Source organism: Nostoc sp., from assembly GCF_036917235.1.
Classification (GTDB): Bacteria; Cyanobacteriota; Cyanobacteriia; order Cyanobacteriales; family Nostocaceae; genus Nostoc.
The window spans coordinates 15,727-37,491 of the sequence record NZ_JBALDU010000087.1 but is presented as its reverse complement, the minus strand read 5'-3'; the positions used below and the strand labels follow the sequence as shown (position 1 = coordinate 37,491).

Annotated in this window: 25 protein-coding genes and 1 pseudogene; 8 read left to right on the top strand and 18 right to left on the bottom strand. The window is 41.7% G+C overall.

Annotated features, from left to right (window positions below; translation table 11 throughout):
• Positions 1-67: 67 nt before the first annotated feature.
• The gene (locus V7K44_RS24405) at positions 68-1,579 is read right to left on the bottom strand and encodes an AAA family ATPase (protein WP_334935226.1); all 1,512 of its coding nucleotides are present in this window, start codon (positions 1,577-1,579) and stop codon (positions 68-70) included.
• A gap of 117 nt (positions 1,580-1,696) precedes the next feature.
• Positions 1,697-1,882, bottom strand: coding sequence for a hypothetical protein (locus tag V7K44_RS24400; RefSeq protein WP_334935224.1), 186 nt, complete (start codon positions 1,880-1,882; stop codon positions 1,697-1,699).
• A gap of 138 nt (positions 1,883-2,020) precedes the next feature.
• Between V7K44_RS24400 and V7K44_RS24395 the strand changes: the two genes are divergently transcribed.
• The 3 genes from V7K44_RS24395 (at position 2,021) to V7K44_RS24385 (ending at position 4,221) form a co-directional block, all read left to right on the top strand.
• Positions 2,021-3,232, top strand: coding sequence for a protein NO VEIN domain-containing protein (locus V7K44_RS24395; protein ID WP_334935222.1), 1,212 nt, complete (start codon positions 2,021-2,023; stop codon positions 3,230-3,232).
• Between the two features lie 339 nt (positions 3,233-3,571).
• The gene (locus V7K44_RS24390) at positions 3,572-3,793 is read left to right on the top strand and encodes an AbrB/MazE/SpoVT family DNA-binding domain-containing protein (RefSeq protein WP_029637898.1); all 222 of its coding nucleotides are present in this window, start codon (positions 3,572-3,574) and stop codon (positions 3,791-3,793) included.
• A complete protein-coding gene (locus tag V7K44_RS24385) occupies positions 3,793-4,221 on the top strand; it encodes a putative toxin-antitoxin system toxin component, PIN family (protein WP_334935220.1) in 429 nt (142 codons plus the stop codon). Before V7K44_RS24390 ends, V7K44_RS24385 begins: the two co-directional genes overlap by 1 nt.
• On the opposite strand, the pseudogene V7K44_RS24380 reads toward V7K44_RS24385, so the two are convergent.
• The 8 genes and pseudogenes from V7K44_RS24380 to V7K44_RS24345 form a co-directional block, all read right to left on the bottom strand.
• Positions 4,211-4,342 (bottom strand): annotated as a pseudogene (locus V7K44_RS24380) (IS982 family transposase); the annotation flags it as partial. The gene V7K44_RS24385 and the pseudogene V7K44_RS24380 overlap by 11 nt on opposite strands.
• A gap of 145 nt (positions 4,343-4,487) precedes the next feature.
• A complete protein-coding gene (locus V7K44_RS24375; RefSeq protein ID WP_334935216.1) occupies positions 4,488-5,006 on the bottom strand; it encodes a YceD family protein in 519 nt (172 codons plus the stop codon).
• 225 nt (positions 5,007-5,231) lie between these two features.
• Positions 5,232-5,759, bottom strand: coding sequence for a Jag family protein (locus V7K44_RS24370; RefSeq protein WP_334935214.1), 528 nt, complete (start codon positions 5,757-5,759; stop codon positions 5,232-5,234).
• Entirely contained in the window at positions 5,756-6,907 is a 1,152-nt protein-coding gene (gene yidC, locus V7K44_RS24365) for a membrane protein insertase YidC (RefSeq protein WP_334935212.1), read from the bottom strand. Before yidC ends, V7K44_RS24370 begins: the two co-directional genes overlap by 4 nt.
• Positions 6,908-7,058: 151 nt before the next feature.
• The gene (locus V7K44_RS24360; protein ID WP_334935210.1) at positions 7,059-7,451 is read right to left on the bottom strand and encodes a PH domain-containing protein; all 393 of its coding nucleotides are present in this window, start codon (positions 7,449-7,451) and stop codon (positions 7,059-7,061) included.
• Positions 7,438-7,860, bottom strand: coding sequence for a ribonuclease P protein component (gene rnpA, locus V7K44_RS24355; RefSeq protein WP_334935208.1), 423 nt, complete (start codon positions 7,858-7,860; stop codon positions 7,438-7,440). The genes V7K44_RS24360 and rnpA overlap by 14 nt, the downstream gene beginning before the upstream one ends.
• A gap of 26 nt (positions 7,861-7,886) precedes the next feature.
• The gene (gene rpmH / locus V7K44_RS24350) at positions 7,887-8,021 is read right to left on the bottom strand and encodes a 50S ribosomal protein L34 (protein WP_084227158.1); all 135 of its coding nucleotides are present in this window, start codon (positions 8,019-8,021) and stop codon (positions 7,887-7,889) included.
• 113 nt (positions 8,022-8,134) lie between these two features.
• Positions 8,135-8,647, bottom strand: a complete 513-nt coding sequence (locus V7K44_RS24345; protein ID WP_334935205.1) for a DUF2808 domain-containing protein — start codon at positions 8,645-8,647, stop codon at positions 8,135-8,137.
• A 766-nt stretch (positions 8,648-9,413) separates the two neighbouring features.
• On the opposite strand from V7K44_RS24345, the gene V7K44_RS24340 reads away from it, so the two are divergent.
• Genes V7K44_RS24340 through V7K44_RS24330 form a run of 3 tightly spaced genes read left to right on the top strand, consistent with a single transcriptional unit; the run spans position 9,414 to position 12,308 of the window.
• Entirely contained in the window at positions 9,414-10,580 is a 1,167-nt protein-coding gene (locus tag V7K44_RS24340) for a Re/Si-specific NAD(P)(+) transhydrogenase subunit alpha (protein WP_334935293.1), read from the top strand.
• A gap of 31 nt (positions 10,581-10,611) precedes the next feature.
• Positions 10,612-10,905: an NAD(P) transhydrogenase subunit alpha gene (locus V7K44_RS24335; RefSeq protein WP_100900811.1), complete on the top strand. Its 294-nt coding sequence runs from the start codon at positions 10,612-10,614 to the stop codon at positions 10,903-10,905.
• On the top strand, positions 10,902-12,308 hold the full coding sequence (locus V7K44_RS24330) for an NAD(P)(+) transhydrogenase (Re/Si-specific) subunit beta (RefSeq protein ID WP_334935203.1): 1,407 nt from the start codon (positions 10,902-10,904) through the stop codon (positions 12,306-12,308). Before V7K44_RS24335 ends, V7K44_RS24330 begins: the two co-directional genes overlap by 4 nt.
• 151 nt (positions 12,309-12,459) lie before the next feature.
• On the opposite strand, the gene V7K44_RS24325 is transcribed toward V7K44_RS24330, so the two are convergent.
• Positions 12,460-13,182, bottom strand: coding sequence for an HNH endonuclease (locus tag V7K44_RS24325; protein WP_334935201.1), 723 nt, complete (start codon positions 13,180-13,182; stop codon positions 12,460-12,462).
• 61 nt (positions 13,183-13,243) lie between these two features.
• Positions 13,244-13,546: an HNH endonuclease signature motif containing protein gene (locus tag V7K44_RS24320; RefSeq protein WP_334935199.1), complete on the bottom strand. Its 303-nt coding sequence runs from the start codon at positions 13,544-13,546 to the stop codon at positions 13,244-13,246.
• Between the two features lie 231 nt (positions 13,547-13,777).
• On the opposite strand from V7K44_RS24320, the gene V7K44_RS24315 reads away from it, so the two are divergent.
• The gene (locus tag V7K44_RS24315; protein ID WP_334935197.1) at positions 13,778-14,677 is read left to right on the top strand and encodes a DUF4351 domain-containing protein; all 900 of its coding nucleotides are present in this window, start codon (positions 13,778-13,780) and stop codon (positions 14,675-14,677) included.
• 96 nt (positions 14,678-14,773) lie between these two features.
• On the opposite strand, the gene V7K44_RS24310 is transcribed toward V7K44_RS24315, so the two are convergent.
• The 6 genes from V7K44_RS24310 to petN all read right to left on the bottom strand — a co-directional run bounded on the left by V7K44_RS24310 (position 14,774) and on the right by petN (position 19,470).
• The gene (locus tag V7K44_RS24310; protein ID WP_334935195.1) at positions 14,774-15,211 is read right to left on the bottom strand and encodes a type II toxin-antitoxin system VapC family toxin; all 438 of its coding nucleotides are present in this window, start codon (positions 15,209-15,211) and stop codon (positions 14,774-14,776) included.
• 8 nt (positions 15,212-15,219) lie between these two features.
• On the bottom strand, positions 15,220-15,498 hold the full coding sequence (locus V7K44_RS24305; protein ID WP_334935193.1) for a hypothetical protein: 279 nt from the start codon (positions 15,496-15,498) through the stop codon (positions 15,220-15,222).
• Between the two features lie 10 nt (positions 15,499-15,508).
• Positions 15,509-15,769, bottom strand: coding sequence for a hypothetical protein (locus V7K44_RS24300; RefSeq protein WP_334935190.1), 261 nt, complete (start codon positions 15,767-15,769; stop codon positions 15,509-15,511).
• Between the two features lie 140 nt (positions 15,770-15,909).
• The gene (locus tag V7K44_RS24295; RefSeq protein WP_334935188.1) at positions 15,910-19,059 is read right to left on the bottom strand and encodes a GAF domain-containing protein; all 3,150 of its coding nucleotides are present in this window, start codon (positions 19,057-19,059) and stop codon (positions 15,910-15,912) included.
• A gap of 152 nt (positions 19,060-19,211) precedes the next feature.
• Positions 19,212-19,373 (bottom strand): hypothetical protein, encoded by a 162-nt coding sequence (locus V7K44_RS24290; RefSeq protein ID WP_094350864.1) that lies wholly within the window; start codon positions 19,371-19,373, stop codon positions 19,212-19,214.
• A 7-nt stretch (positions 19,374-19,380) separates the two neighbouring features.
• On the bottom strand, positions 19,381-19,470 hold the full coding sequence (petN, locus tag V7K44_RS24285) for a cytochrome b6-f complex subunit PetN (RefSeq protein ID WP_012408302.1): 90 nt from the start codon (positions 19,468-19,470) through the stop codon (positions 19,381-19,383).
• Positions 19,471-19,728: 258 nt separating this feature from the next.
• Here petN and V7K44_RS24280 point away from each other — a divergent pair, with 258 nt between their 5' ends.
• Positions 19,729-21,639: an ATP-binding protein gene (locus V7K44_RS24280; protein WP_334935186.1), complete on the top strand. Its 1,911-nt coding sequence runs from the start codon at positions 19,729-19,731 to the stop codon at positions 21,637-21,639.
• Positions 21,640-21,765: the final 126 nt, after the last annotated feature.

The window sequence follows — 21,765 nt, the reverse complement described above, 5'->3', positions numbered from 1 at the left end:
AAATATGCGTTATCTAGAACCCTTGTAGAGACATAGGAGTACTACGTCTCTACATTTAATTTTGGCTTCACGTAGTGCGCCGGAGGCGTTCGCTCAAAGGACTGTGTTTAGATGCTAAACGCGCTCTCCCAGCAGCAGCCCATTCTTGGAGTTGCTGAATTTGCTCTACGGCAGTTCGTGCTAAGGGGATGATTTGACTAGCTGCTTCTAAAATATCGTCGGTAGCAAAGTCGCGGTTTTGGCTAAATCCAATATGCATCGCTTCAATTAAAGTTTGCTCAATTTCGGCCCCAGAAAAATCAGGCGTCTCATAAGCTAACCTTTCGATGTCATAACTTTTCAAGTTATGGGGGCGCAATCGGGATAAATGAACATCATAAATTGCTTTTCTCTCTTCTTGAGTGGGCAATCCCACAAAGAAAATTTCGTCAAATCGCCCCTTGCGGAGCATTTCTGGCGGTAAAGCTTGGATGTCGTTGGCGGTGGCGACGACAAACACGGGTGAGCTTTTTTCGGCTAGCCAGGTAATAAAAGTGCCAAACACACGGCTAGCTGTTCCTGCATCACCTTTACTACCAAGTCCGGCAAAGGCTTTATCTATTTCATCAATCCATAAAATACAGGGAGCGAGGGCTTCAGCTACTTGGATCATTTGGCGAGTGCGAGATTCTGATTCACCCACCAAACCACCAAATAACCTTCCTACATCCAAACGTAGCAGGGGTAAATGCCAGTGATGAGCGATCGCTTTTGCCGTTAACGATTTACCAGTTCCCTGAATACCCACCAACATTAAACCACGGGGGTGCGGTAATCCGTACTGTCGCGCCTTATCTGTAAATGAGCCTCCCCGGCGAATCAGCCAGTCTTTCAAGTTATCCAGTCCGCCTATATCAGAAATTTGCTCAGTGGCGGGGTAAAAGTCCAGGATTTGGGTTTGGCGGATAGTTTGGCGTTTTTCTTCCAAAACTAGATCCACGTCTTCTGGTCGCAATTCACCGTGAGTTGCGATCGCTCTTGCCAAAACCCGGCGAATCCGTTCCATTGAAAGTCCTTGACAAGATAGCACCAAGTCATCTAAAACTTTGCCAGAAAGGGAGTTAGCAGTACTTTGCAGTAAGCGTTCCACCTCAGTTTTAATTTCTGGGGCGGCGGGTAAGGGAAACTCGACGACTGTCAGCACTTCGGTTAAATCATCAGGGATGGCAATGCGTGGTGACAGTAGAACAATATTTTTTGGTTGCGACTTGAGAAGTCTCGACAGGTTGCGGAGTTTGCGAGCGATCGCTACATCATCTAAAAAGCGATGATAATCTCGTAAAATCAATACCGCAGGTGCGGAAGCTGGTAATTTTTCGATAAATTCTAAAGCTTGCAACGGGTTACGTCGCCCAAAACCAACATCATTGGGGTTTCCTTGATAGCCATCGACAAAATCCCAAGTATATACTGGGCGATTACCCTGGTTGGTTGCTTCTTCCCGGATAGCTGCTTCTACCCGTTCTTCCTCATAAGTGGGAATATAAATCAAAGGGTAGCGGGCGCGTAGCAGCAGTTTAAACTCTTCACGGAAGTTCATATTTAGCTATGGTTATTTGTTCTTCTCTCATTGTTCAGTAAAATATTAGGCGAATAGAATTCACTGCTATACAAACTGAGTCCACACTTCGACAAGCTCAGTGACCGCCTCCGTGGACTAACGAAAAATAAAGATTTTTATAATACACTTAGACGTAAACATTTCTGAATTACCTTTTTCGTTCATATCTCGGCTCAATACCTCTATGGGATGCAACGCCCCGTGCAACGAAGAAATACCAAAGTGCGATCGCACAGTTTGAGGAATTAACCAAAGAGTCGGTTTATGGGCGGCAGGAGTCACCCACGTTTTTTATAAACTTCCGAAAACTGAAAGCCGTTTATCAAGTCTTTATTAATTTGTGATGTAATTACTGATGCCTGACTAAAAACAGAAAGGTCAAGCTGAAAACAGCCAACATCAAAATTATATTTATCAAAAATGAAAACGTTGATATTTCTGTGCAATGACAATTCTGAAATTGACATCCGTGATGACATAAAAGATGCAAAGAAAGAAATTACTGCCGGAGAATTTTATTATACTACGTGGAGTTGCGGAAATAATACTAAGATTGAAGTTGGAGATAAAGCTTATTTTAAACGAACAGGCAGTAGACCGCATGGCTTTTTTGCTGCTGGTAAAGTTGTTCCTGCACTTAAAGAATACCAACTAAACAAACAAAAAGAATATGAACATCTAAGTGAAGCCTATTTAAATAGCTTCTATGGAAACAGCTTTATGGTAGTTGTTCAAATAGATTCTGTTGTTGATTTTGATCAGCCTTTAGAGCAAGAAAAATTAAGGTGTATGCCTCAGTTCATGGGAGCTAATTTCACATTTATGCAGGGAGGATGTAAGTTTGATGAAAGATTTTGTGAAAGTTTAGATTCGGCTTGGGAAGACCATTCGATGCCTCTTTCGAGGAGAGGATATGGTAAGCGTTTAGTTGATATTTTCTGCGACAAGGGCAAGAAGCACAAGGATGAGATGAACTATCAAGATGCTATTGATGCATACAATCAGGCACTTGACATTCAGCCCGGATATTCAAAAGCCGTTAATGCCTTGAACTTGTGTGAAAGTCTACTAAAGAAGCAAATTGCTAAAAAAATATCTGAAACTGAAGAAATAAAACCTGATAACACCTCTGAGGAATCAGAATCTTCAAACATTTCAGACTCTAGTAATGAAAGCGAAACTATTCAAGCCACAAGTATAGTTCAACTTCAAAAGGAAGAAGAACAAAAAGATGAAACGACTTCTCTAGCTGCTGGTTTTGGCAATTATCAAAAAAATAAAGAAGTTGAGAAAGCCGCAATTGATTTTGTACAAAAACAGTATAATGGCTGGAATATTCAATCTGTTGAAAGAGATAAATTCGGTTACGACTTAATTTGTACTAAAGATTCCATAGTCAAAAATGTTGAAGTAAAGGGTGTTTCTGGAAGGGAACCAGCTTTTATAATTACTGCTAACGAAGTTGAGCAGGCAAATAAAAATCCTAATTTTGTGCTTTGGGTTGTGACTTCAGCACTTAATAGCCCAAAAGGATACTGTTGGACTGGATGTGAAATGTTGTCTCAGTTTGAGCTAAAACCAATTCAATACATGGCTAGATTACGTCCAATATTTAGAGTTGAAAAGGAGTGAGGTTGTTATGTTTAATTATGACCACCTGCATTAATTGGGGCAAGTTATACCTGCAAGTGGTCATCACGCTGCAACAATAAGCAGATTTTATCACCCAACGGGATCATGCGGGTTGTAGCGATGTCTACGACGGGCTATTCGGCGTCGCAATTGATAAGTTGGAATTGATGAAGTGCGATCGCCATCGCGTCGCCAACTGACTTACAATACTTTGGGTCAATAGTTACACGTTTGTCAGAAAAGCTGTTTGTGTGATTGAGTTTTAGATTTAGTAAGGTAGGATGTATATACTCAAGTAAGGAATCCTTACATTTGATAGCAAAGGCTAGGAGGCAAGTCATGCTCGCCAAGTTAACTTCTAAAAATCAACTAACGCTGCCTAAAAGTATTACTCGTGAAATCGGTGAGGCTGAGTATTTTGAGGTAAAGGTGGAGGGGGGGCAAATTATTCTGACTCCAGTAAAAATTCAGCGGGCTGATGCAGTTCGATCTAAGCTGGCGGATTTAGGACTGAGTGAGCAGGATGTGGCTGATGCAGTGGCTTGGGCGCGTCAATCTTAATGGTTTGTCCACGGATAGTAATCGATACTAAAAATATCATCTCGGCGCTGATATTTGGGGGCAGAGTATCTAGGCTTCGTTTGGCATGGCAGGACGATCTCTTCACTCCGCTGGTTTCTAAAGCGACAACAACTGAGTTAATCCGAGTGCTGGCTTATCCAAAGTTTAAGCTCACGCCAACTGAGCAAGAAGATTTACTATCGGATTACATACTCTTTTGTGAAGCTGTAGCAATGCCCGGCCGCTTGCCTGTAATTCCTGAATGTCGCGATCCGTTTGATGTGCCTTTTTTACTTTTGGCTATGGTAAGTGAGGCTGATTATCTCGTGACGGGCGATCGCGATTTACTCAGTCTAAAAGATAATTTTTCTTGCCCGATTATCACGGCTGAAGATTTTCTAAATGTTATTGATGGTCAGTCACCCTAATTTTTCCGGTGATGCCTTGTAAAAGTGGTATTTGTTGCCATAAGTTTTCCCACTGCTTACAGAAGTCATCTACATCGCAGAATATTTGTGTAATGTAGAGCCGAGATACAATAGTAGACATAAACTTTCCGATCGCATCTTACAAGCCTCGTATATTTGCCACCCATGCTGTCTCTGTCGAGTTAATATTCCCGAAAGCGATGCCTACGGCGGTAAACTACGCACGGGCGGGAAATCACAGAATTTTAGGCATAAGCAATAAGCTATTAGCTCGGAAGTTTCTTTTTCAGTGCTTCCAGAGAAGCCCAGCGGTTATCAACTGGAGTTTCAGGACTATCAGAACTCTCAACAGTACTACTTACAGGAATACCTGGACAATTGCGATCGCACAGTTGCCGTTGTGGTACTGCCAAGCACATCTGCTCATACAGCCATTCGTTTGGATAAAAATAACCATCGGGCGGTAAACTTTCCAGCAACTCTTCCATAACTACTTCCCTTTCTAAGGGCAAGTCATTTGCCTGATTTGCAGTTTCGTCTAACCAGATGATTTCTTTCGTATCAAGCCCTAAACGTCGATTGTATTGCTGCAAGCAGCGGTTGCAGGTACAAGTAATAATTGTTTCTGCCTGACTAGACACTTGCAAGTAATTACCATGATGCTGTACGCGCACGTAGCCGCGAACTGGTGTCAAAGTTTCCAGACCAGGCAGAAATTCATTAACCTGAACTTCCTCTGTCCGCTCCGGGGCTTGAGTTAGCTGCGGAATATAAATTGCGTCCATAGGATTCGTGAGATATCCTCACTAAAATTTATCTCGATTACCAGCAATTATACTGATACTGAATCTTTATTTTATCCCTTAAGAACAAGAGAAATTTTGAAATTATATATGGTTATGAGTTTTCAATTAACTCCTAACTCTGACAATTTTAGATTTTGAATTTTGGATTTTGGATTGAATAAAAAATCTAAAATCTAAAATCTAAAATCCAAAATTGAACGACTCCTAACTCCCAACTCCTTCCAACGAAGCTGGACAGACAACCAGATGACGATGTGGCTCTTTACCGCGACTGAAGGTTTCTAAATCTCCAAATTCCTTCAAGAAGGTATGAACTTGACGCCGTTCAGCAGAACTAAGAGATTTGATTTCCACTTCTCTACCAGAAAAGCGCACTTCATCGGCTGCTGCTTCTGCCAAGGCGCGAATTTCGGCTTCTCTTTTGACCCGGTAGCCATTTAACTCAATGGTGTAAGAGGCTTGTTCTTCTGTGGGTTGGCTAAGGTTTAGAACCGAATTTGCTAGATACTGAATCGCATCTAACACAGAACCATCAGCACCAATTAACACCTGGATTTGTTCTGATGTCAAATTGGTTTGGTCAATAGTCAACCAGTAGTTATCTGGTTCTGGAGAATCTCCGTCTTGAGATTGGGCAGTTTCTAAATGACCCTGAATCTCAGCAGGTATTCCAGTGAGTTCCAGCAGGGTTTTTAACCACTGCTGACCTCGCTGCATCGCAATGTCGCTCATGATCCCCCTGTCGCCTTTTTCTTAGGACTTTTTGGTTCAAATGGTAATGCTTTTTGTTCTACGACTGCTGCTTCTTTCTCCTGGGTTTCTACAATTTTTTGTAGTTCCTCCGGTAGAGGTTCGCGGGAGAGAAGATAAGTTTGAGCGGTTTGGAAAATATTACCAATCACCATATACATCAGCACCCCAGCTGGTAGGGGGAAGAACAAGAACATCCCAGAAAAGATGACGGGGGTGATTTTGTTAACTGTATCCTGCTGCGGATTGCCACCGCTGGAATTTTGCCCGGAAAGCATTTGGCTAACATAAAGGCTGATCCCAAAGAAGACAATCATGGCGACGATATCCCAGTGGATTGTGCCATCTGGATCTTGTGCGCCAACTCTGCCTAAAGCATCAATAAATAGAAAGCCTTTTTCTGCTGCTAATCCAGGAATTGTTCCTTGAATGGTGACATCTCCTGGTTGCAAGGCTTCTACATTGCCCTCGGCATCAATTTTTATCCTATCTTCACCCTTGGTAATTTTCCAATCAGGAATCAGCTTATTTTCTGGGTGTTCTGCTAAGAGTACCTGAAATGGTTTACCTTCAACAGTCTGATACTGTATCTTGGTTTGTTCTCCCACCGCTAATTTACTTCCGCTAGGAAGAATGGCAGCTACTTTAACGTGTTCCCCATCTGCAACGTAAATATTTTGCGGAGCAGTGGCAAAGGCTTGCGGTTGAATTTGTTCGATTTGTTCTGCGGGAAGAATTTGCAGGTTAACGCTGTAGTTCGCACTTGCAAAAGGTGAACCCCGCAAGGTGGCAAACAGCGCTAACAAGACTGGCATTTGCACTAGTAATGGAAAACAGCCTGCCAAAGGGTTGCCAAATTCTTTTTGGACATTAACCATTTCCTCTTGCTGCTTTTGCGGTTCATCCTTATAGCGCTCTTTGATTTCTGCCATCCGCTTCTGCATCAGAGGTTGTACAATTCGCATTTTCCGCATATTGCGAATTGAGCCAGCACTCAGGGGATAGAGCGCGAAGCGGACTATCAAGGTCAAAGCAACGATCGCTAATCCGTAGCTAGGCACTATACCATAGAAGAAATCTATGATTGGCAGCATCACGTTGTTCGAGAGAAAGCCGATACCAAAATCCATTATTCTGAATTCAACCTGAGGTACTGTAAACTGAATCTAATTTATCTAAATCATGATTTGTCGGCGACTATCTTTCGCTACGGATAGCCGCACATTTAAATTGGGGACTGGGCATTGATTCTTCCATCTCCCTAATCTGCCCCTACTATCATCACTTGTTGGCAGCGGCGATATATTCGGGATTTTTGGCGGCAATTCTTTCGTTGATGTAGTCATAGACTTCCCGAAAATTGGGAATTGCACGCAATTCGAGACGGTTGCCGTTTTTTAGAGTAATCGCCATATCTCCCCAAAAGCCAATGCCACGGGGAACTTTGACGATTTTGACGATTTCTGAGTAAATTACGTCAGTGCGATCGCGTCCCTGCCAACCTCCGATCACAGTAATTCGGCGATCGGTGATGCGGAAACGCAGCCACAATGCCCTAACAATTGCCCCGACTGCTAATGGTAGCCCGACAATGGTTAGCCCAATCAGCAGGTTGACAATTAAATCCCCAATATGGGGGCCACCTTCATAATAAACATCTTCACGAATTCCCATCGAACACCTCAGCTTGTGCCAACAACTGCTCTAATTCTTGCAGAAATTGTGGGCTTACGCACTTAGATTCTGCTGCTGTAGGTTTGACAATGAAGACTAGCCGCCATCCTGGTGATAATTTTGGCAGCAGGTTATATAAAGCAGCAGTAATTTGCCGTTTAATTCGGTTGCGAACCACTGCCCTTTTGCTGACTTTTGTGCTAATCGAAATACCAATCCGCGTGCTGGCAAGGAGCTTTGATTCAGCTGCTTGTGTAGTTTGAGTGGCAGTGTCCAAAGAAGGTTTCGTTGAATATAAGGGCTTTAAGGCTCTCAATGTTAAATAAGAGCCATGACGCCGAATTCCTTCTCGGAAAACTGCCTGGAAATCCTTTCGGGATTTTAGCCGATTTGTTTTGGGCAAAGCCACAGATGCTCTTTATCGCTCGATCTGTCCTAAACAGCCAGACGGTGACGGCCTTTTTTTCTTCTGGCGCTAATCACGTTTCTGCCGTCTGGTGTCCGCATCCTGGCGCGAAAACCAGAGGTTCTTTTTCTCTTACGGCTAGTACCGCCAAGTGTTCTTTTCATACTCTTCTCCTCTTAGGTGATTTTTATAAAAACTCACAATCTCTAATTGTATCACTTTTTTAGGGAATTGGGAATCGCCGATTGGTTATATCCCTACTCCCTATTCTCTATTCTTAATTAATGCTCAAAATCCATGTTCCCATGTAGCGTAGTAGTGGCACATCGCCAGGGGAGAGTACTTGACAGTTAAAATAGTAAACTCCACCGAAGGATGGGTTTTTCACGTTAGATAACACCACCTCGACTGCACTACCTGCTGGCACTGGCTCTTGAGGAAAAATATTAATCAGTTTACCTTCTTTGTCCCACTTCACCTCAGAAAGCGGAACAGCTTTGCCTTTGACTCGGACTTCAATTTTTTTCTGGTCAAAAGTTCCTTTGTAATAATCAGGGTAGTTAATCGCAAATTGACCAACTGCCAATTTCATTCTTTTGGCTGGAATTTTCAATATGTATCGATCCCAACCATTAGCTTGTCCCCCAAAATCTAACCGGAAGGGTAGCTGATTTTCGGCTTTGACGCCGCTAAACAGCGTAAATCCAGGTAAGCTTTGCGCCCAACTCAAGGCTGGTAATCCAGTAACCAAAAGGCTAGTCACGGCTAAAGCAGAAAGTAAACGTCGCATAATCGGGCTTCCTCTACCAAAATATAAATCTGTTATCTAAAAATGACTGTGTGTTAGTATTCTTTACTAAACTTTACTACTGGCTTCCTGACAATGGACGTTTAATTTCCAAAAAAAGTGTCATTCTATCTGAATTTTAGGCAACAGTACAATTACTTAGTGTTAAAAAAACGGATATTGAATTTACTTCATTAACCTTATATAGCCCTGATTTGATTACTAAGTTGGTCAAATTTGAACTAGATATAAACACAGTTGAGGGTTGGATTGTGTTTCCAAATATGTATAAGTGTATCTAAATTTGAGAATTTTGTTATAAAAATTGATCCATGTCATCAGCGATCGCCAGTTAAGTTGGGCTAAATTGATTAAAATAAGTTGGATTGGAATCGAAGTCGTAATCATTAAAATTTGATTGGGAAATTATCAAGCTTTCAAAATTCGGTCAATATTACTCTATAAGAAAGGAATACCAAAATTTCTCAATCCCGAAAACAAGCTAAAGATAAAGATGCAAAATTTGGGAATCAATTTAGGATGTGCAATACGTAACCCTGTTTGCAACTATCTGAAAATATGACATCTGCGAGCGGCAAAGTGAGGCTTTGCCTGGAGAGCTTAGAGTGGGAGAGGAAAGATTCAAGGTTCAATCTACAAGTAAAATTCATGGCTGATGTTCCTGCCTAAGTACTATGAGTGCGGGACACGCATCATCTGGACAATCGCTTACTTGGCAGAGATTAAGTATTTATCTTCAGGAGATTTCATGAGAATAGCAGTTGCTAAAGAAATTGAAGTTTGTGAACGCCGTGTGGCATTAATTCCTGACACAGTTGCCCGATTGGTAAAACAAGGTTTGGAAGTGTGGGTAGAAGCAGGTGCAGGAGAGCGATCTTTTTTTAGCGATCCTGACTATGAAGCCGTAGGAGCTACAATAATCAGCGATACTGCCAAATTATGGGGCGAAACAGATATTCTGTTGAAAGTCAGTCCACCGCAAGAACGAGAAGATGGACGCTCAGAAATTGATTTGTTAAAGGAAGGGGCTGTTTTAGTCAGTTTCCTCAATCCTTTGGGAAATCCTGTTGTAGCGCAGCAATTGGCAAATCGGAAAGTCACAGCTTTGAGTATGGAGATGATCCCCCGTACCACCAGAGCGCAAAGTATGGATGCTTTGTCCTCGCAAGCTTCATTAGCAGGTTACAAAGCAGTATTAATTGCGGCAGCTGCATTACCGAAATACTTTCCGATGTTAACCACAGCCGCAGGTACGATCGCTCCAGCGAAAGTATTTATTATGGGCGCTGGTGTAGCGGGCTTGCAAGCGATCGCTACCGCCAGACGTTTGGGAGCAGTAGTAGAAGCCTTTGATATCCGTCCCGCCGTCAAAGAAGAAGTGCAAAGCTTAGGGGCAAAATTCGTTGAAGTTAAATTAGACGAAGAAACCGTTGCCGCTGGCGGTTACGCCAAGGAAATTTCTGAGGCTAGCAAACAACGTACCCAAGAAGTTGTCGCCGAACACGTCAAAAATTCTGATGTTGTAATTACTACCGCCCAAGTACCTGGAAGACAAGCACCACGGCTAGTTACAGAAGAAATGGTGGCACAAATGAAACCAGGTTCAGTAATTGTGGATTTGGCTGCCGATCAGGGTGGTAACTGCGCCTGTACCGAACCCGGTAAAGATATTGTGTGGAACGGCGTGACAATTATCGGCCCCATCAATCTCCCATCATCAATGCCAATTCACGCCAGCCAATTGTATGCCAAGAACGTAACATCGTTGATGCAACTGCTAATTAAAGACAAAGCTTTACAAGTAGACTTTAGCGACGACATCGTTGATGCAGCTTGCGTTACCCACGCTGGTGAAATTCGCAATCAGCGAGTCCGCGATGCACTACAAGCTTTGAGCGGCGTTGGAGCAGGTTAATAGCCAAATTACCATAAGGAGTTTTGATTTCATGACAGAGGCATTACTTGCTGCTTTGTTTGTATTTGTGTTGGCATCTTTTATCGGTTTTGAAGTCATCAACAAAATCCCACCGACTCTACACACGCCCTTGATGTCAGGCTCAAATGCGATTTCTGGCATTGCAGTACTGGGAGCAATAGTTGCTGCTGGTGCGAGAGATACTAGTGTGTCAGTAATTCTTGGTTTGATTGCTGTGGTATTGGCAACAGTCAACGTTGTGGGTGGATTTTTAGTGACAGACAGAATGTTGCAAATGTTCAAGAAGAAGGAGATTAAGGCGTGAGCGACTTTTTACCAACTGGCATTCAGCTGACGTACTTAGTCGCTGCATCGTTATTCATTCTGGGCTTAAAAAAGCTGGGATCGCCCGCTACAGCGAGAAACGGTAATATTGTAGCGGCTGTGGGGATGTTGCTGGCGATCGCAGCGACAATGTTAGATCAACATGTGTTGAACTACGAGATGATATTGTTGGGCTTGGCCATTGGATCGGGAATTGGTGCGATCGTTGCCTACAAAGTCCAAATGACCGAAATGCCCCAAATGGTGGGTTTACTCAACGGTTTGGGTGGTGCGGCTTCAGCACTAGTAGCCGTTGCCGAATTCTGGCGGTTACTGGATAATTCTCAGACAATACCCCTAGATGTGAACATTTCCATGCTATTGGACGTGTTAATCGGTGGTGTTACCTTCACAGGTAGTTTTCTCGCTTTTGCCAAATTGCAAGGTTTAATTAGCGGTTCCCCGATTACATTTCCATTCCAGCAACCATTTAACCTCTTGCTTCTGGGTGCTTATCTAGTAGGTAGTGCCTACTTAATCATCACACCAGATAGCTTACCCATATTCTTGGGAGTGGTTGGCGTTTCATTGGTGCTGGGTGTGATGTTCGTCATCCCCATTGGTGGCGGCGATATGCCAGTGGTAATCTCGCTGTTGAACTCGTTGTCAGGTGTGGCGGCGGCGGCGGCTGGATTCGTGGTGATGAACAATATGTTAATCATCGCTGGTGCTTTGGTAGGAGCATCTGGCTTAATCCTCACCGAAATTATGTGTAAGGCGATGAACCGCTCCTTATTTAGTGTGCTGTTCAGCGCTTTTGGTACAGGTTCAAGTTCTGGTGGTGGTGCTGCTAGTGGTGGTGCAACCGATCAAAGCGTCCGCAGCATCGATCCTGAAGAAGGCGCAATGATGTTGGGTTATGCTCGTTCTGTGGTAATTGTGCCCGGTTATGGTATGGCAGTTGCCCAAGCGCAACATAGCGTCCGGGAATTGTCAGATCAGTTGGAAAAAATGGGTGTTGATGTCAAGTATGCTATTCACCCTGTTGCTGGTAGAATGCCGGGGCACATGAATGTGTTGCTTGCAGAGGCAAATGTGCCTTATACGCAGTTGTACGATATGGATGATATTAATCCCCAGTTTGAGCAAGCGGATGTGGCTTTAGTAATTGGGGCAAATGATGTGGTAAATCCGGCGGCGCGGAGTGATACAAGTAGCCCGATTTATGGTATGCCGATTTTGGAAGTAGATCGGGCGAAGCAGACGATTGTGATTAAGCGCGGGATGAGTACAGGTTTTGCCGGTGTAGATAATGAGTTGTTCTACAAGGATAAAACGACGATGCTTTTTGGTAGCGCGAAGGATATGGTAGCGAAGTTGGTTTCGGAAGTGAAGCAACTTTAACGAACCGCAAAAGGCGCGAAGTAAAGAAGTAATTTAGAGAGTTGGCTTGCTTTGGGGGTGTGATGCTTCTAAAGCAAGTTTTTTAGTCAAATGAAGTGAGTTTTGCAAATTTTGATTTTGGTGTTTATCTTGCAGAAACTGTTTATAGCATTCAGGATGACAATTCTTTTGGCTTTACTACGGCGTACATTTTTAATCTGCCCCATATTTCTATGGCATAAAAACCAGCATCGGGATTGTCACTTGTAATAGCACGTACTACTTTAATCCCTGGACGCTCGTATATCTCCAAAAATTGTTGATATTTTTTTAGTATGGGTTGAGCAGCTTTATCATCTACAGTAAAAAATTGAATCTCAAAATCGTTTTCTATAAAAGTCTGATCAACAAAATAAGTTATACCGCGAACTATCTTATGACACAAACGTTCTAACTTATCGGCTGATATTGGAATAGATGGATATTCTGGATAGTAAACATTGCTTTCTACTCCAAAATTTGGATGTAAACCTATAGGTGGAATTGCTTCCCATTTAACTATTTCTTGTTTTATCTTCTCTCTTTTTCTTTCTCTTATTCGTTTTTCTCTTCTATCATTTGCATAGTCTGGATCTATTGAACGTAATACCTTATCTGTAATTCCGCTTGACTTTGCATCTTCAGGATCAATACACAAACCTAGTCTCAAGAGTAGATCCTCTTCCAATCTACCATATTGCTCGTTGCATTTTTTGCATGATGGAATTGTCCATCTTTGCAAATTTTCAGGAGTATTATCTGGATACCAAGCAAAGGGGAATATATGATCTCGTGTCAAATATTCCACATTTTGTAAACAATGTACACATCTTCCTGACTTAGATCGTTTAGCCATTGTTTGCCTTGTTGCAGTTAAAATTTATTGTAGGTGGGGTAGAGCAACAGAGGAATCTAACCTATTGTCTGACAATATTGATGTACCATTGTAGGGCGCGTAACTTGGAAATATAATCGCTGCCCCCTTGAGATTTTGGTATTATATGGTCAATCTCCCATCCATAAGTAGATTGACGCTTTCCATAGTTATATCTATTTATCAATCTTCCAAACTGATCTTTCCGCCAGATCCTTGGATCACAGTCTGGAAGAATAAAACCCTTTTCCCATACTGCTTGAATTTTAGTTAATTGGGCTGCATTTTGAGCCGTTTGATAGGCCAGCGCCAATGAATAATAATTAGGACTTACATTACCGAACATATTGTGGTTTCTCCTTATTAGAGTTAAATTATAGTACATTTGTGCTAATAGATGTTGCTAGAAAAGGCGCTCGCCTCCAAAATCTCTACAGTGCGTAGGCAAAGCCCGTCAAAGGCATCGCTCCTCTCCTTGCTCTGTGTTCCTCTGCGCCTAGAAAGGTTCGTTAAAAGAGCGATCGCCTGCCAAATCTTCAGCGTGCGATCGCCCATCAAAACATGATATAAATTTTAGATGATAGACCACGATCGCCTATTCAAAGAACTGTTAACTACCTTCTTCTGGGAGTTCATTGAGTTATTTTTTCCAGAGATAACAGCTTATCTGGAACGGGATACGATCTCTTTTATTGATAAGGAGATATTTACAGATGTTACTGCTGGAGAAAAATATGAAACTGACTTACTAGTAAAAGCAAGATTTAGAGGTCAAGAATCGTTTTTCCTAGTACATCTAGAACATCAAGCTTATTATCAAGAAGCTTTTGATTTGCGGATGTATCGCTACTTCGCTAGATTGTATGAAAAATACGCCTTACCAGTGTATCCTATCGCTTTATTTTCTTACGATAGCCCCAAAAAAGCTGAAACAAATTTTCATCAAGTAGCATTTCCTCATAAAATTGTCTTGCAGTTCAACTATGATGTCATCCAGTTAAATCGCCTGAATTGGCGAGAATATCTGCAACAGCAAAATCCCGTAGCTAGTGCGCTCATGGCTAAAATGAACATAGCGCCAAAAGACAGGCCCAGAGTAAAATCTGAGTGTCTGCGCCTGTTAGCTACCTTACAGCTAGATCCAGTGCGAATACAATTGATTTCCGGGTTTATTGATACTTATCTGCGACTAAATGCCCAAGAGGAAGAAATTTTCCAGACTGAAATTGCTCAATTTGAACCAACTCAACAGGAGGTAGTTATGCAAATCGTCACCAGTTGGATGGAGTCAGGGATACAACAAGGAGAGTTGAAAATAATCCAGCGTCTATTAACAAAGCGAATTGGTGTAATTACTGCTGAATTACAAGAGCGGCTGCGCGGGTTATCGTTAACTCAGTTAGAGGATTTAGCGGAAGCCTTACTAGATTTTTCTACTGAAGCTGATTTAGTGGCTTGGTTGCAACAGCAGCAATAAGATATGTATTCCACATGTGCGATCGCTCCTCTTCTTCCTCTGTGTTCTCTGCGTCTCTGTGGTTCGTTAAAAAGAGCGATCGCTCTGACAATATAATTAAGACTGCGGTGTAACACTGCGCGGATCAACAACTACAATTGCAGAAAAACGTTTAAAGTCATCAATATTAAATGTAAGTAAATGTGTAATTTGGTGTGTTATCATCGCCGCAACTAAACGTGTATCATGCACCTGTTTTCCCATCACTTGATATTTAACAATTAAAGATTCCCACTCACCAAAAATTGCAGGTGTATCAAGGTGTAGTATAAATATCTTCTTGAGTTTCTCAGTTTCTTCAACTGCTTGAGCTGTAGATAAACCTAAACCATTACTATTAATTTGTCTTGTAGCAACAGCCCAAAACTCAATGAGATTCTGTGGAATTATATATAATAATTCCCCTTGTCTCTTGAGCATCAATATCGCTCTTTGAGTATCAAAGTGCATTGGGCTATTCTTCTGCACCAAACGCAGCAAAATATTAGTATCCACCAAATAGCTCATAACATTTCATCTTCTCTGGTGTAAATACTCTCTCGACTAATCGCTTCATCTGAAAGCGCTGGTGCTAATGAAAAAGCAGGACTATTTATTAAATCTGTTAATATAGCTTCCCATTCTTCCTGAGTTGATTCTTGATAAAAAAAACTTTCTTTATGGGTGGTTAAACTGTTTTCAATCAGAGATGCAAGATAAGCTTCTACCGATAAACCTTGTGCAGCAGCTTCAGCAATGAGACGAGCCTCTATTTCTGGTTTCAATTGTAATTGTATGGTCATTTGTTGTCTCCTAATTCCCTGAGTTGTCGAAGTCTTCATCTGGATAATGGCAAAAGTCTTCTCCCTGTAAGTCAGAGAATATATCTAATTCACTACCAGGTGCATAATCTGCAATAACTGTCATTGCGGCTAGTGTGAATTGGCATTTTTGCTCATCTTTGGTAAGTGAGTGTTTTTCTTGAAGAACTAATTGGAGGGCTGATTCAGCTATCTTCAGACGATCGCTTATGCTCAAACTTGGGAGTGCTTGGAGAATTTCTTTAGTTTCCATATTAATTCATAGAGCAACTTATATTACTAATGTTAGTGAAATTATGATAAGCGATCGCCTGCAAAAATCTCCACATTTTTTCTCCTTCCTCTGTGTCCTCTGACGTAGCCTCTCGTAGAGAATACATCACCTATTTTTTCCTAACTAATTGTCCGTTTCATCGGAATTTGTATCCAGAACTCACAGCCGTTACCGGGTTCAGAAACACATTTGATAGTACCGCCGTGTTTTTCTACAATAATTTGGTAACTAATAGATAACCCCAAACCAGTACCTTGTCCTGGTTGTTTGGTGGTAAAGAAAGGTTCAAAAATGCGCGATCGCACAATATCGGGAATCCCACAACCATTGTCAGCAATCCAAATCAATATAGTATTCTCTTCTATGACTTCTGTACGTATCCAAATTTTAGGATTGTCAATTCCTTTTCCACTAATTGCTGAGTTTTCCAGTGCATCAATCGCGTTGTTGAGAATATTCATAAACACCTGATTCATCTGGGCTGCGTAGCAGACTACTGGAGGCAATTCACCATATTGCTTAACTACCTCAATAGCAAAAGAATTAGTTTGTGGTTGCAGTCGATGTTGTAAAATTAGCAAAGTACTGTCGATACCTTCATGAAGGTCAACGGGCTTCATTCCTGATTCGTCAAGCCGAGAAAAACTTCGTAACGACAAGACTAATTGAGAGATCCGATCTGCCCCCATCTTCATTGAAGCAAGAATTTTTGGCAAGTCATCATTAATGAAATCTAAATCTAATGCTGCTACTTGCTTTTTAATTTCCTCTGTTGTCTTAGGATATTGTTTCTGATAAAGGCGCAGTAATTTAAATAAATTTTCGGTATGTTCAGTCACATAAGTGATATTCCCATAGATGAAACTAATCGGGTTATTAATTTCATGTGCTACGCCAGCAACTAACTGTCCTAAGCCTGCCATTTTTTCACTTTGAATTAACTGGCTCTGAGTGTCCTGCAATTCTTTAAGAGTCTGGGTGATTTCTTCTTTTTGACGTTGAGTCTGTTCGAGTAATTCCGCTTGCTGAAGTCCTACTCCTAACTGAGTACCAATCTGCATCAGCAAATCTACCTCATCTTCTTGCCAATCACGGGGTTTGGTCTTTTGATAAGCTGCTAGCAATCCCCAAAGTTTCTCACCCTGAAAAATCGGCACAATCATATATGCCCTAGCCTCCATGAGTTCCATCAGAGCAATATAAGGAATAGAATCATCAGTGCTATAAATATCCTTAATCACAAGAGTTTTTCCATTCGCAAAATCCCCACCTTGGGTTTCTTGCAAGTAATTACTTGCGTAGGCGTAGCCCGTCGTAGACATCGCAGGTACAATTCCTTTTACTGATGTCCAACCTTCGGCTAAAGACTCAGCAACAAATTCGCCACTCCAATCAGTCCCGAATCGATAGATTGTCACTCGGTCAACTTCCAATAGCCGTCGGACTTCTTCTGTACTGGTCGCAAAAATGGTGTCAATATCAAGAGAGTGGCGAATTTTCTCTACCGTTGCAGCCAGCGCCTTCTCTCTTTCGGCTGCTTTGCGTTCTCGTTCGGCGGCTTTAGCAAGTTTTTCGGCTTGCACCTGCATCTGTTTCAAGGATTCAGCTTGCTGTAATGCTACCCCCAATTGAACGCCAACTTGGGCTAGCAAGTTGATTTCTTCATCTTGCCAATAACGGGGCTGGGAGTTTTGATAAGCTACTAGCAATCCCCACAGCTTTTCACCCTGAGAAATGGGTACAAAAGCTTCATTACGTGCATACTTACCCGCTTGTTTTCCTTGCACAAGAACGCGTTCCGTCACTGGCTGCGGCTTAACCATTGGTGTCCAGCCATCAACGATGGAATCAGCCACAAATTCCCCACTCCAATCAGGATAGAAGCGATAAATTGCGACTCGTTCCACTTCTAATAACCGACGAACTTCTTGAGTAGTGGTTTTAAATATGGCTTCGATTTCAAGTGACTGACGAATTTTTTCTACAGTGTGCGCCAACGCCCTTTGCCTTTCAGCAGCTTTGCTGATGTCTGCTGCTTGAATCTGCATTTGTTGGATAAATTCCGCTTGCTGCAAAGCCACACCTAGTTGGGTGCCAACTTGGGTAAGCAAGTAAATCTCATCTTTTTGCCAATCACGGGTTCCAGCATTTTGGTATGCTGCTAGCAAACCCCAGAGCTTCTGACCGTGATAAATGGCAACGATCGCATAAGCTCTTGCTTGATATATCTCTAAAATTTTAATGTAGCAGTCACTAAAGCCTGAATTGTAAATATCATTACAAATCCGGTACACTTCACACCGACTGAAGCTACCACCTTCAGTATCTTGTAAGTAGGTATCAGCAACTGGGGGGTTAGCTAAATCTTTGGCGCTACATTCGCTGACGTTCTCTTTCAATTCCGGCCGTTGCGACTGTTGATCTATAAGGGAAATCCAAGCCTCTGCCACTGATTCAAACACGAATTCACCACTCCAATCGGGATTGAAGCGATAAATAGCAACGCGATCGGCATTTAGTAGCTGCCTAAGTTCTGCGGTGCTTGTGTGGAAAATATTTTCCAAATCTAGGGACTGACGAATTTTCTCAATGGTGATGGCTATGGTTTTCTGCCATTGGGCTGCTTTTTCTCTGGCTTTTGCTTGTGCTAGTTCTGCTGATTGTAGTTTTACTTGTTCTAGGTAGTCTGCTTGCTGTAAAGCAACCCCTAGATGTTCAGCGATTAATTGCACAAACTCAACTTCTGATGCTTCCCATTGTCGAGGATTACCACACTGATGAATACACAACAATCCCCATAAATCTTTACCTTTGATCAAGGGGGCAATTATACTGGCACGTACTTGGAATTTTTCCAGAATTTGGATGTAGCAATTACTAGCATTAACTTCATAAATATCAGTTATTGCTCTAATTCGACCTTGCTGATAAAGTCCTGCGAACTCCTCACTAAAGCAGTGGTCGCGTAGTTTGGCTGCTAATGCCGAATCCCATTCTGTTGCCACATCTTCATAGATAAATTCTCCTTCCCATGCCAAATCAGGATAAAAACGAAACACGCCAACCCGATCGCTTTTTAAAAGTTGGCGAACTTCAGTGACTGTAATTTTGAAGATAGTTTCTATGTCTAGAGACTCCCGAATACGGGCAATAACTCCAGATAAGGCTTTTTGTTGCTCATTCTGACGCAAGGAGCATGTTACATCTGAATGAGATTCTTGGTGTTCTGAATTTGGTTGTATGGGTTGAGTAGTAGAGGAGTTTTCCATTCCCAGTGGGACTTTAAATATTGAAAGTCTTCTATCTCATGATTCCCGTTGCGATCGCAAAGGTAACAGTTACTTCCTGAGAATGTCATAAAAACAATGTAGGGACACGATTGTATCGCGTCCCTACAAAAAGATTTTCAATCACGAAAAAATTACCGCCGCTTGGGAGTGGCGCTGCGGGTGGTGCGTTTTTCTTCATCTCGACGACGGCGATCGCGCCAATCTGCCAAGGTCAAATAACCAATACCACCAGTGACTACTACAAGCAGCACTACAGCAAATAAAGCCAAAATACTCAAGAATGGACTTTCCACAATGCCTCTACAGTCCGTTACGTCCCCACACTACCATTGCAATTGACCAAGTGAACACAACTAACAACGATACCCAACCTAGTGTCAAAATCTCCATAGTCCCATTTTTCAAATAATTACAAAAGGTTTCTAATATTTATCATACAGGGATTGGGCAGGCTGAGATTTTTTTATCAATGACATTGTAAGTTTTGCGTGCAGCCGTAAACCAGATACTATCTTTTTTTGATACTTCAGTGATGTACGTAATAATGAAAACTAATATAAATAAAGTAGCGATCGCGCTTTCTGATTTACTGCTTTGGGAATACTAGGGCTATGGGTATATATTTCCAATCCAGCAACCCCTAATATCATGCCGACATTTTTCAACTATCCCTTCCACTCCAACGGTTTTATTCCCCACGGACATTGTTATCTCTGGCAAACTGGATTAGTTTGGCTGCACATTATTTCTGATGCCACGATCGCTCTAGCCTATTATTCTATTCCTTTCCTACTGATTTACTTTATTTCTAAGCGTAAAGACCTTCCTTTCAATGGAGTCTTTTTGTTATTTGGTGCTTTTATCATTGCCTGCGGTACTGGACACTTGATGGATATTTGGACGCTTTGGCATCCAGACTATTGGATTGCAGGGAGTTTAAAAGCTCTAACTGCCATTATTTCGATATACACGGCATTTGCGTTATTTTACCTCATGCCTCAAGCTCTAACACTACCTAGTCCAACCCAGTTAGAAGTTATCAATCGAGCGCTTTCAACTGAAATTGTCGAGCGCAAGCGCATCGAAAAAGAATTACGCCTTGCAGAAGAAGTTGCTCAAAACTCTAGCCAAGCCAAGAGTGAATTTCTTGCTAATATGAGTCATGAACTACGCACACCTCTTAACGGTATTCTAGGCTATACACAAATTCTTCAACGCACAGAATCTTTGAGTGAGAAAGGACGCAAAGGAGTCAGCATCATTTATCAATGTGGTTCTCATCTTTTAACCCTAATTAATGATGTTCTGGATCTCTCCAAAATAGAAGCCCGGAAACTAGAATTGTATCCTGTTGATTTCTATTTACCTGCCTTTATAGATAGCGTGACTGAAATTTCCCGCATCCGAGCAGAACAAAAAGTGATCGCATTTCATGTCCAACTCGATTCAGATTTACCAATCGGTATTCATACTGATGAAAAACGCTTGCGACAAGTACTGATTAACTTGCTTAGTAATGCAATTAAATTTACTAATGAAGGTAGTGTCACCTTCAAAGTTAAGGTCATTGAGCAACAATTAAATACTAATGGAAAAACTAACTACAAAATTCGTTTTGAGGTAATAGATACTGGTGCGGGGATAATCCCTGAACAAGCCCAGAAAATTTTCCAACCCTTTGAACAAGTAGGAAATCAAAAACGACAATCTGAAGGTACAGGCTTGGGATTAGCAATCAGCCAAAACATTGTTTTGTTAATGGGTGGTCAAATTCAAGTACAAAGTGAATTTGGCAAAGGAAGTACTTTCTGGTTTGAGGCAGAATTCCCAGAATCTAAAGACTGGGCAAAGGTTTCTAGAGTGGTTGAGCAAGGAACTATTATTGGTTATCAAGGACAAAACCGTACTATTTTGATTGCGGATGACAAATGGGAAAATCGATCGGTAATTGTAAATTTACTAGAGCCAGTTGGGTTTATTGTTGTAGAAGCTAGTCAGGGTCAAGAAGGATGGGAAAAGACTCTAGCCCACAAACCAGACTTGATTATCACTGACTTAGTGATGCCTATATTGAATGGATTTGAGTTGATCGAACGTTTACGTCAGTCTGAGCAATTTAAAGAGATTGCTGTCATCGCTTCCTCAGCCAGTGTATTTGCAGCCGACCAATACAAGAGTATTGATGTAGGTGCAAATGCATTTCTACCAAAGCCTGTAGAAGCTGAAGCGCTGCTGGAAATGCTACGACAATTTTTGCACCTGGAATGGGTTTTTGACGTGAAGGTAGATGAAATCAAAACAACCAATATAGATGTTTTGGATCGACCAAATGAGATGATTTATCCTGCGCAAGAGGTTTTACAAGATTTACTCGAACTAACGCAAGACGGTGATATTCAAAAAGTTTTGGAACTGGCCGAGGAACTTTCTAAATCTGATGAGTATTTAAGCATTTTTGTCCAGCAAGTTGTCCAGCTAGCTAGTAATTTCCAACTCAAACGTTTGGAAACTTTTATTGTAAGTATTCAAGAGTCAGAACTCAGGAGTCAGAATAAATGAGACGACCTGTAAAAGCATTTCAAGACTAGTTACTAACTAGCTATGCTAATTCCATTTTGAATTCTGAATTCTGGCTCCTGAATTCTTTTATTCAACAATATATCAATTAATTTGAGTTAAAATTCA

Bases quoted from the DNA above. Each gene is read 5' to 3' on its own strand.
- V7K44_RS24405 (WP_334935226.1), bottom strand. From the start codon at position 1,579: ATGAACTTCCGTGAAGAGTTTAAACTGCTGCTACGCGCCCGCTACCCT.
- V7K44_RS24395 (WP_334935222.1), top strand. From the start codon at position 2,021: ATGAAAACGTTGATATTTCTGTGCAATGACAATTCTGAAATTGACATC.
- V7K44_RS24390 (WP_029637898.1), top strand. From the start codon at position 3,572: ATGCTCGCCAAGTTAACTTCTAAAAATCAACTAACGCTGCCTAAAAGT.
- V7K44_RS24385 (WP_334935220.1), top strand. From the start codon at position 3,793: ATGGTTTGTCCACGGATAGTAATCGATACTAAAAATATCATCTCGGCG.
- V7K44_RS24375 (WP_334935216.1), bottom strand. From the start codon at position 5,006: ATGGACGCAATTTATATTCCGCAGCTAACTCAAGCCCCGGAGCGGACA.
- V7K44_RS24370 (WP_334935214.1), bottom strand. From the start codon at position 5,759: ATGAGCGACATTGCGATGCAGCGAGGTCAGCAGTGGTTAAAAACCCTG.
- yidC (WP_334935212.1), bottom strand. From the start codon at position 6,907: ATGGATTTTGGTATCGGCTTTCTCTCGAACAACGTGATGCTGCCAATC.
- V7K44_RS24360 (WP_334935210.1), bottom strand. From the start codon at position 7,451: ATGGGAATTCGTGAAGATGTTTATTATGAAGGTGGCCCCCATATTGGG.
- rpmH (WP_084227158.1), bottom strand. From the start codon at position 8,021: ATGAAAAGAACACTTGGCGGTACTAGCCGTAAGAGAAAAAGAACCTCT.
- V7K44_RS24345 (WP_334935205.1), bottom strand. From the start codon at position 8,647: ATGCGACGTTTACTTTCTGCTTTAGCCGTGACTAGCCTTTTGGTTACT.
- V7K44_RS24340 (WP_334935293.1), top strand. From the start codon at position 9,414: ATGAGAATAGCAGTTGCTAAAGAAATTGAAGTTTGTGAACGCCGTGTG.
- V7K44_RS24335 (WP_100900811.1), top strand. From the start codon at position 10,612: ATGACAGAGGCATTACTTGCTGCTTTGTTTGTATTTGTGTTGGCATCT.
- V7K44_RS24325 (WP_334935201.1), bottom strand. From the start codon at position 13,182: ATGGCTAAACGATCTAAGTCAGGAAGATGTGTACATTGTTTACAAAAT.
- V7K44_RS24320 (WP_334935199.1), bottom strand. From the start codon at position 13,546: ATGTTCGGTAATGTAAGTCCTAATTATTATTCATTGGCGCTGGCCTAT.
- V7K44_RS24315 (WP_334935197.1), top strand. From the start codon at position 13,778: ATGATAGACCACGATCGCCTATTCAAAGAACTGTTAACTACCTTCTTC.
- V7K44_RS24305 (WP_334935193.1), bottom strand. From the start codon at position 15,498: ATGACCATACAATTACAATTGAAACCAGAAATAGAGGCTCGTCTCATT.
- V7K44_RS24300 (WP_334935190.1), bottom strand. From the start codon at position 15,769: ATGGAAACTAAAGAAATTCTCCAAGCACTCCCAAGTTTGAGCATAAGC.
- V7K44_RS24295 (WP_334935188.1), bottom strand. From the start codon at position 19,059: ATGGAAAACTCCTCTACTACTCAACCCATACAACCAAATTCAGAACAC.
- petN (WP_012408302.1), bottom strand. From the start codon at position 19,470: ATGGAGATTTTGACACTAGGTTGGGTATCGTTGTTAGTTGTGTTCACT.
- V7K44_RS24280 (WP_334935186.1), top strand. From the start codon at position 19,729: ATGCCGACATTTTTCAACTATCCCTTCCACTCCAACGGTTTTATTCCC.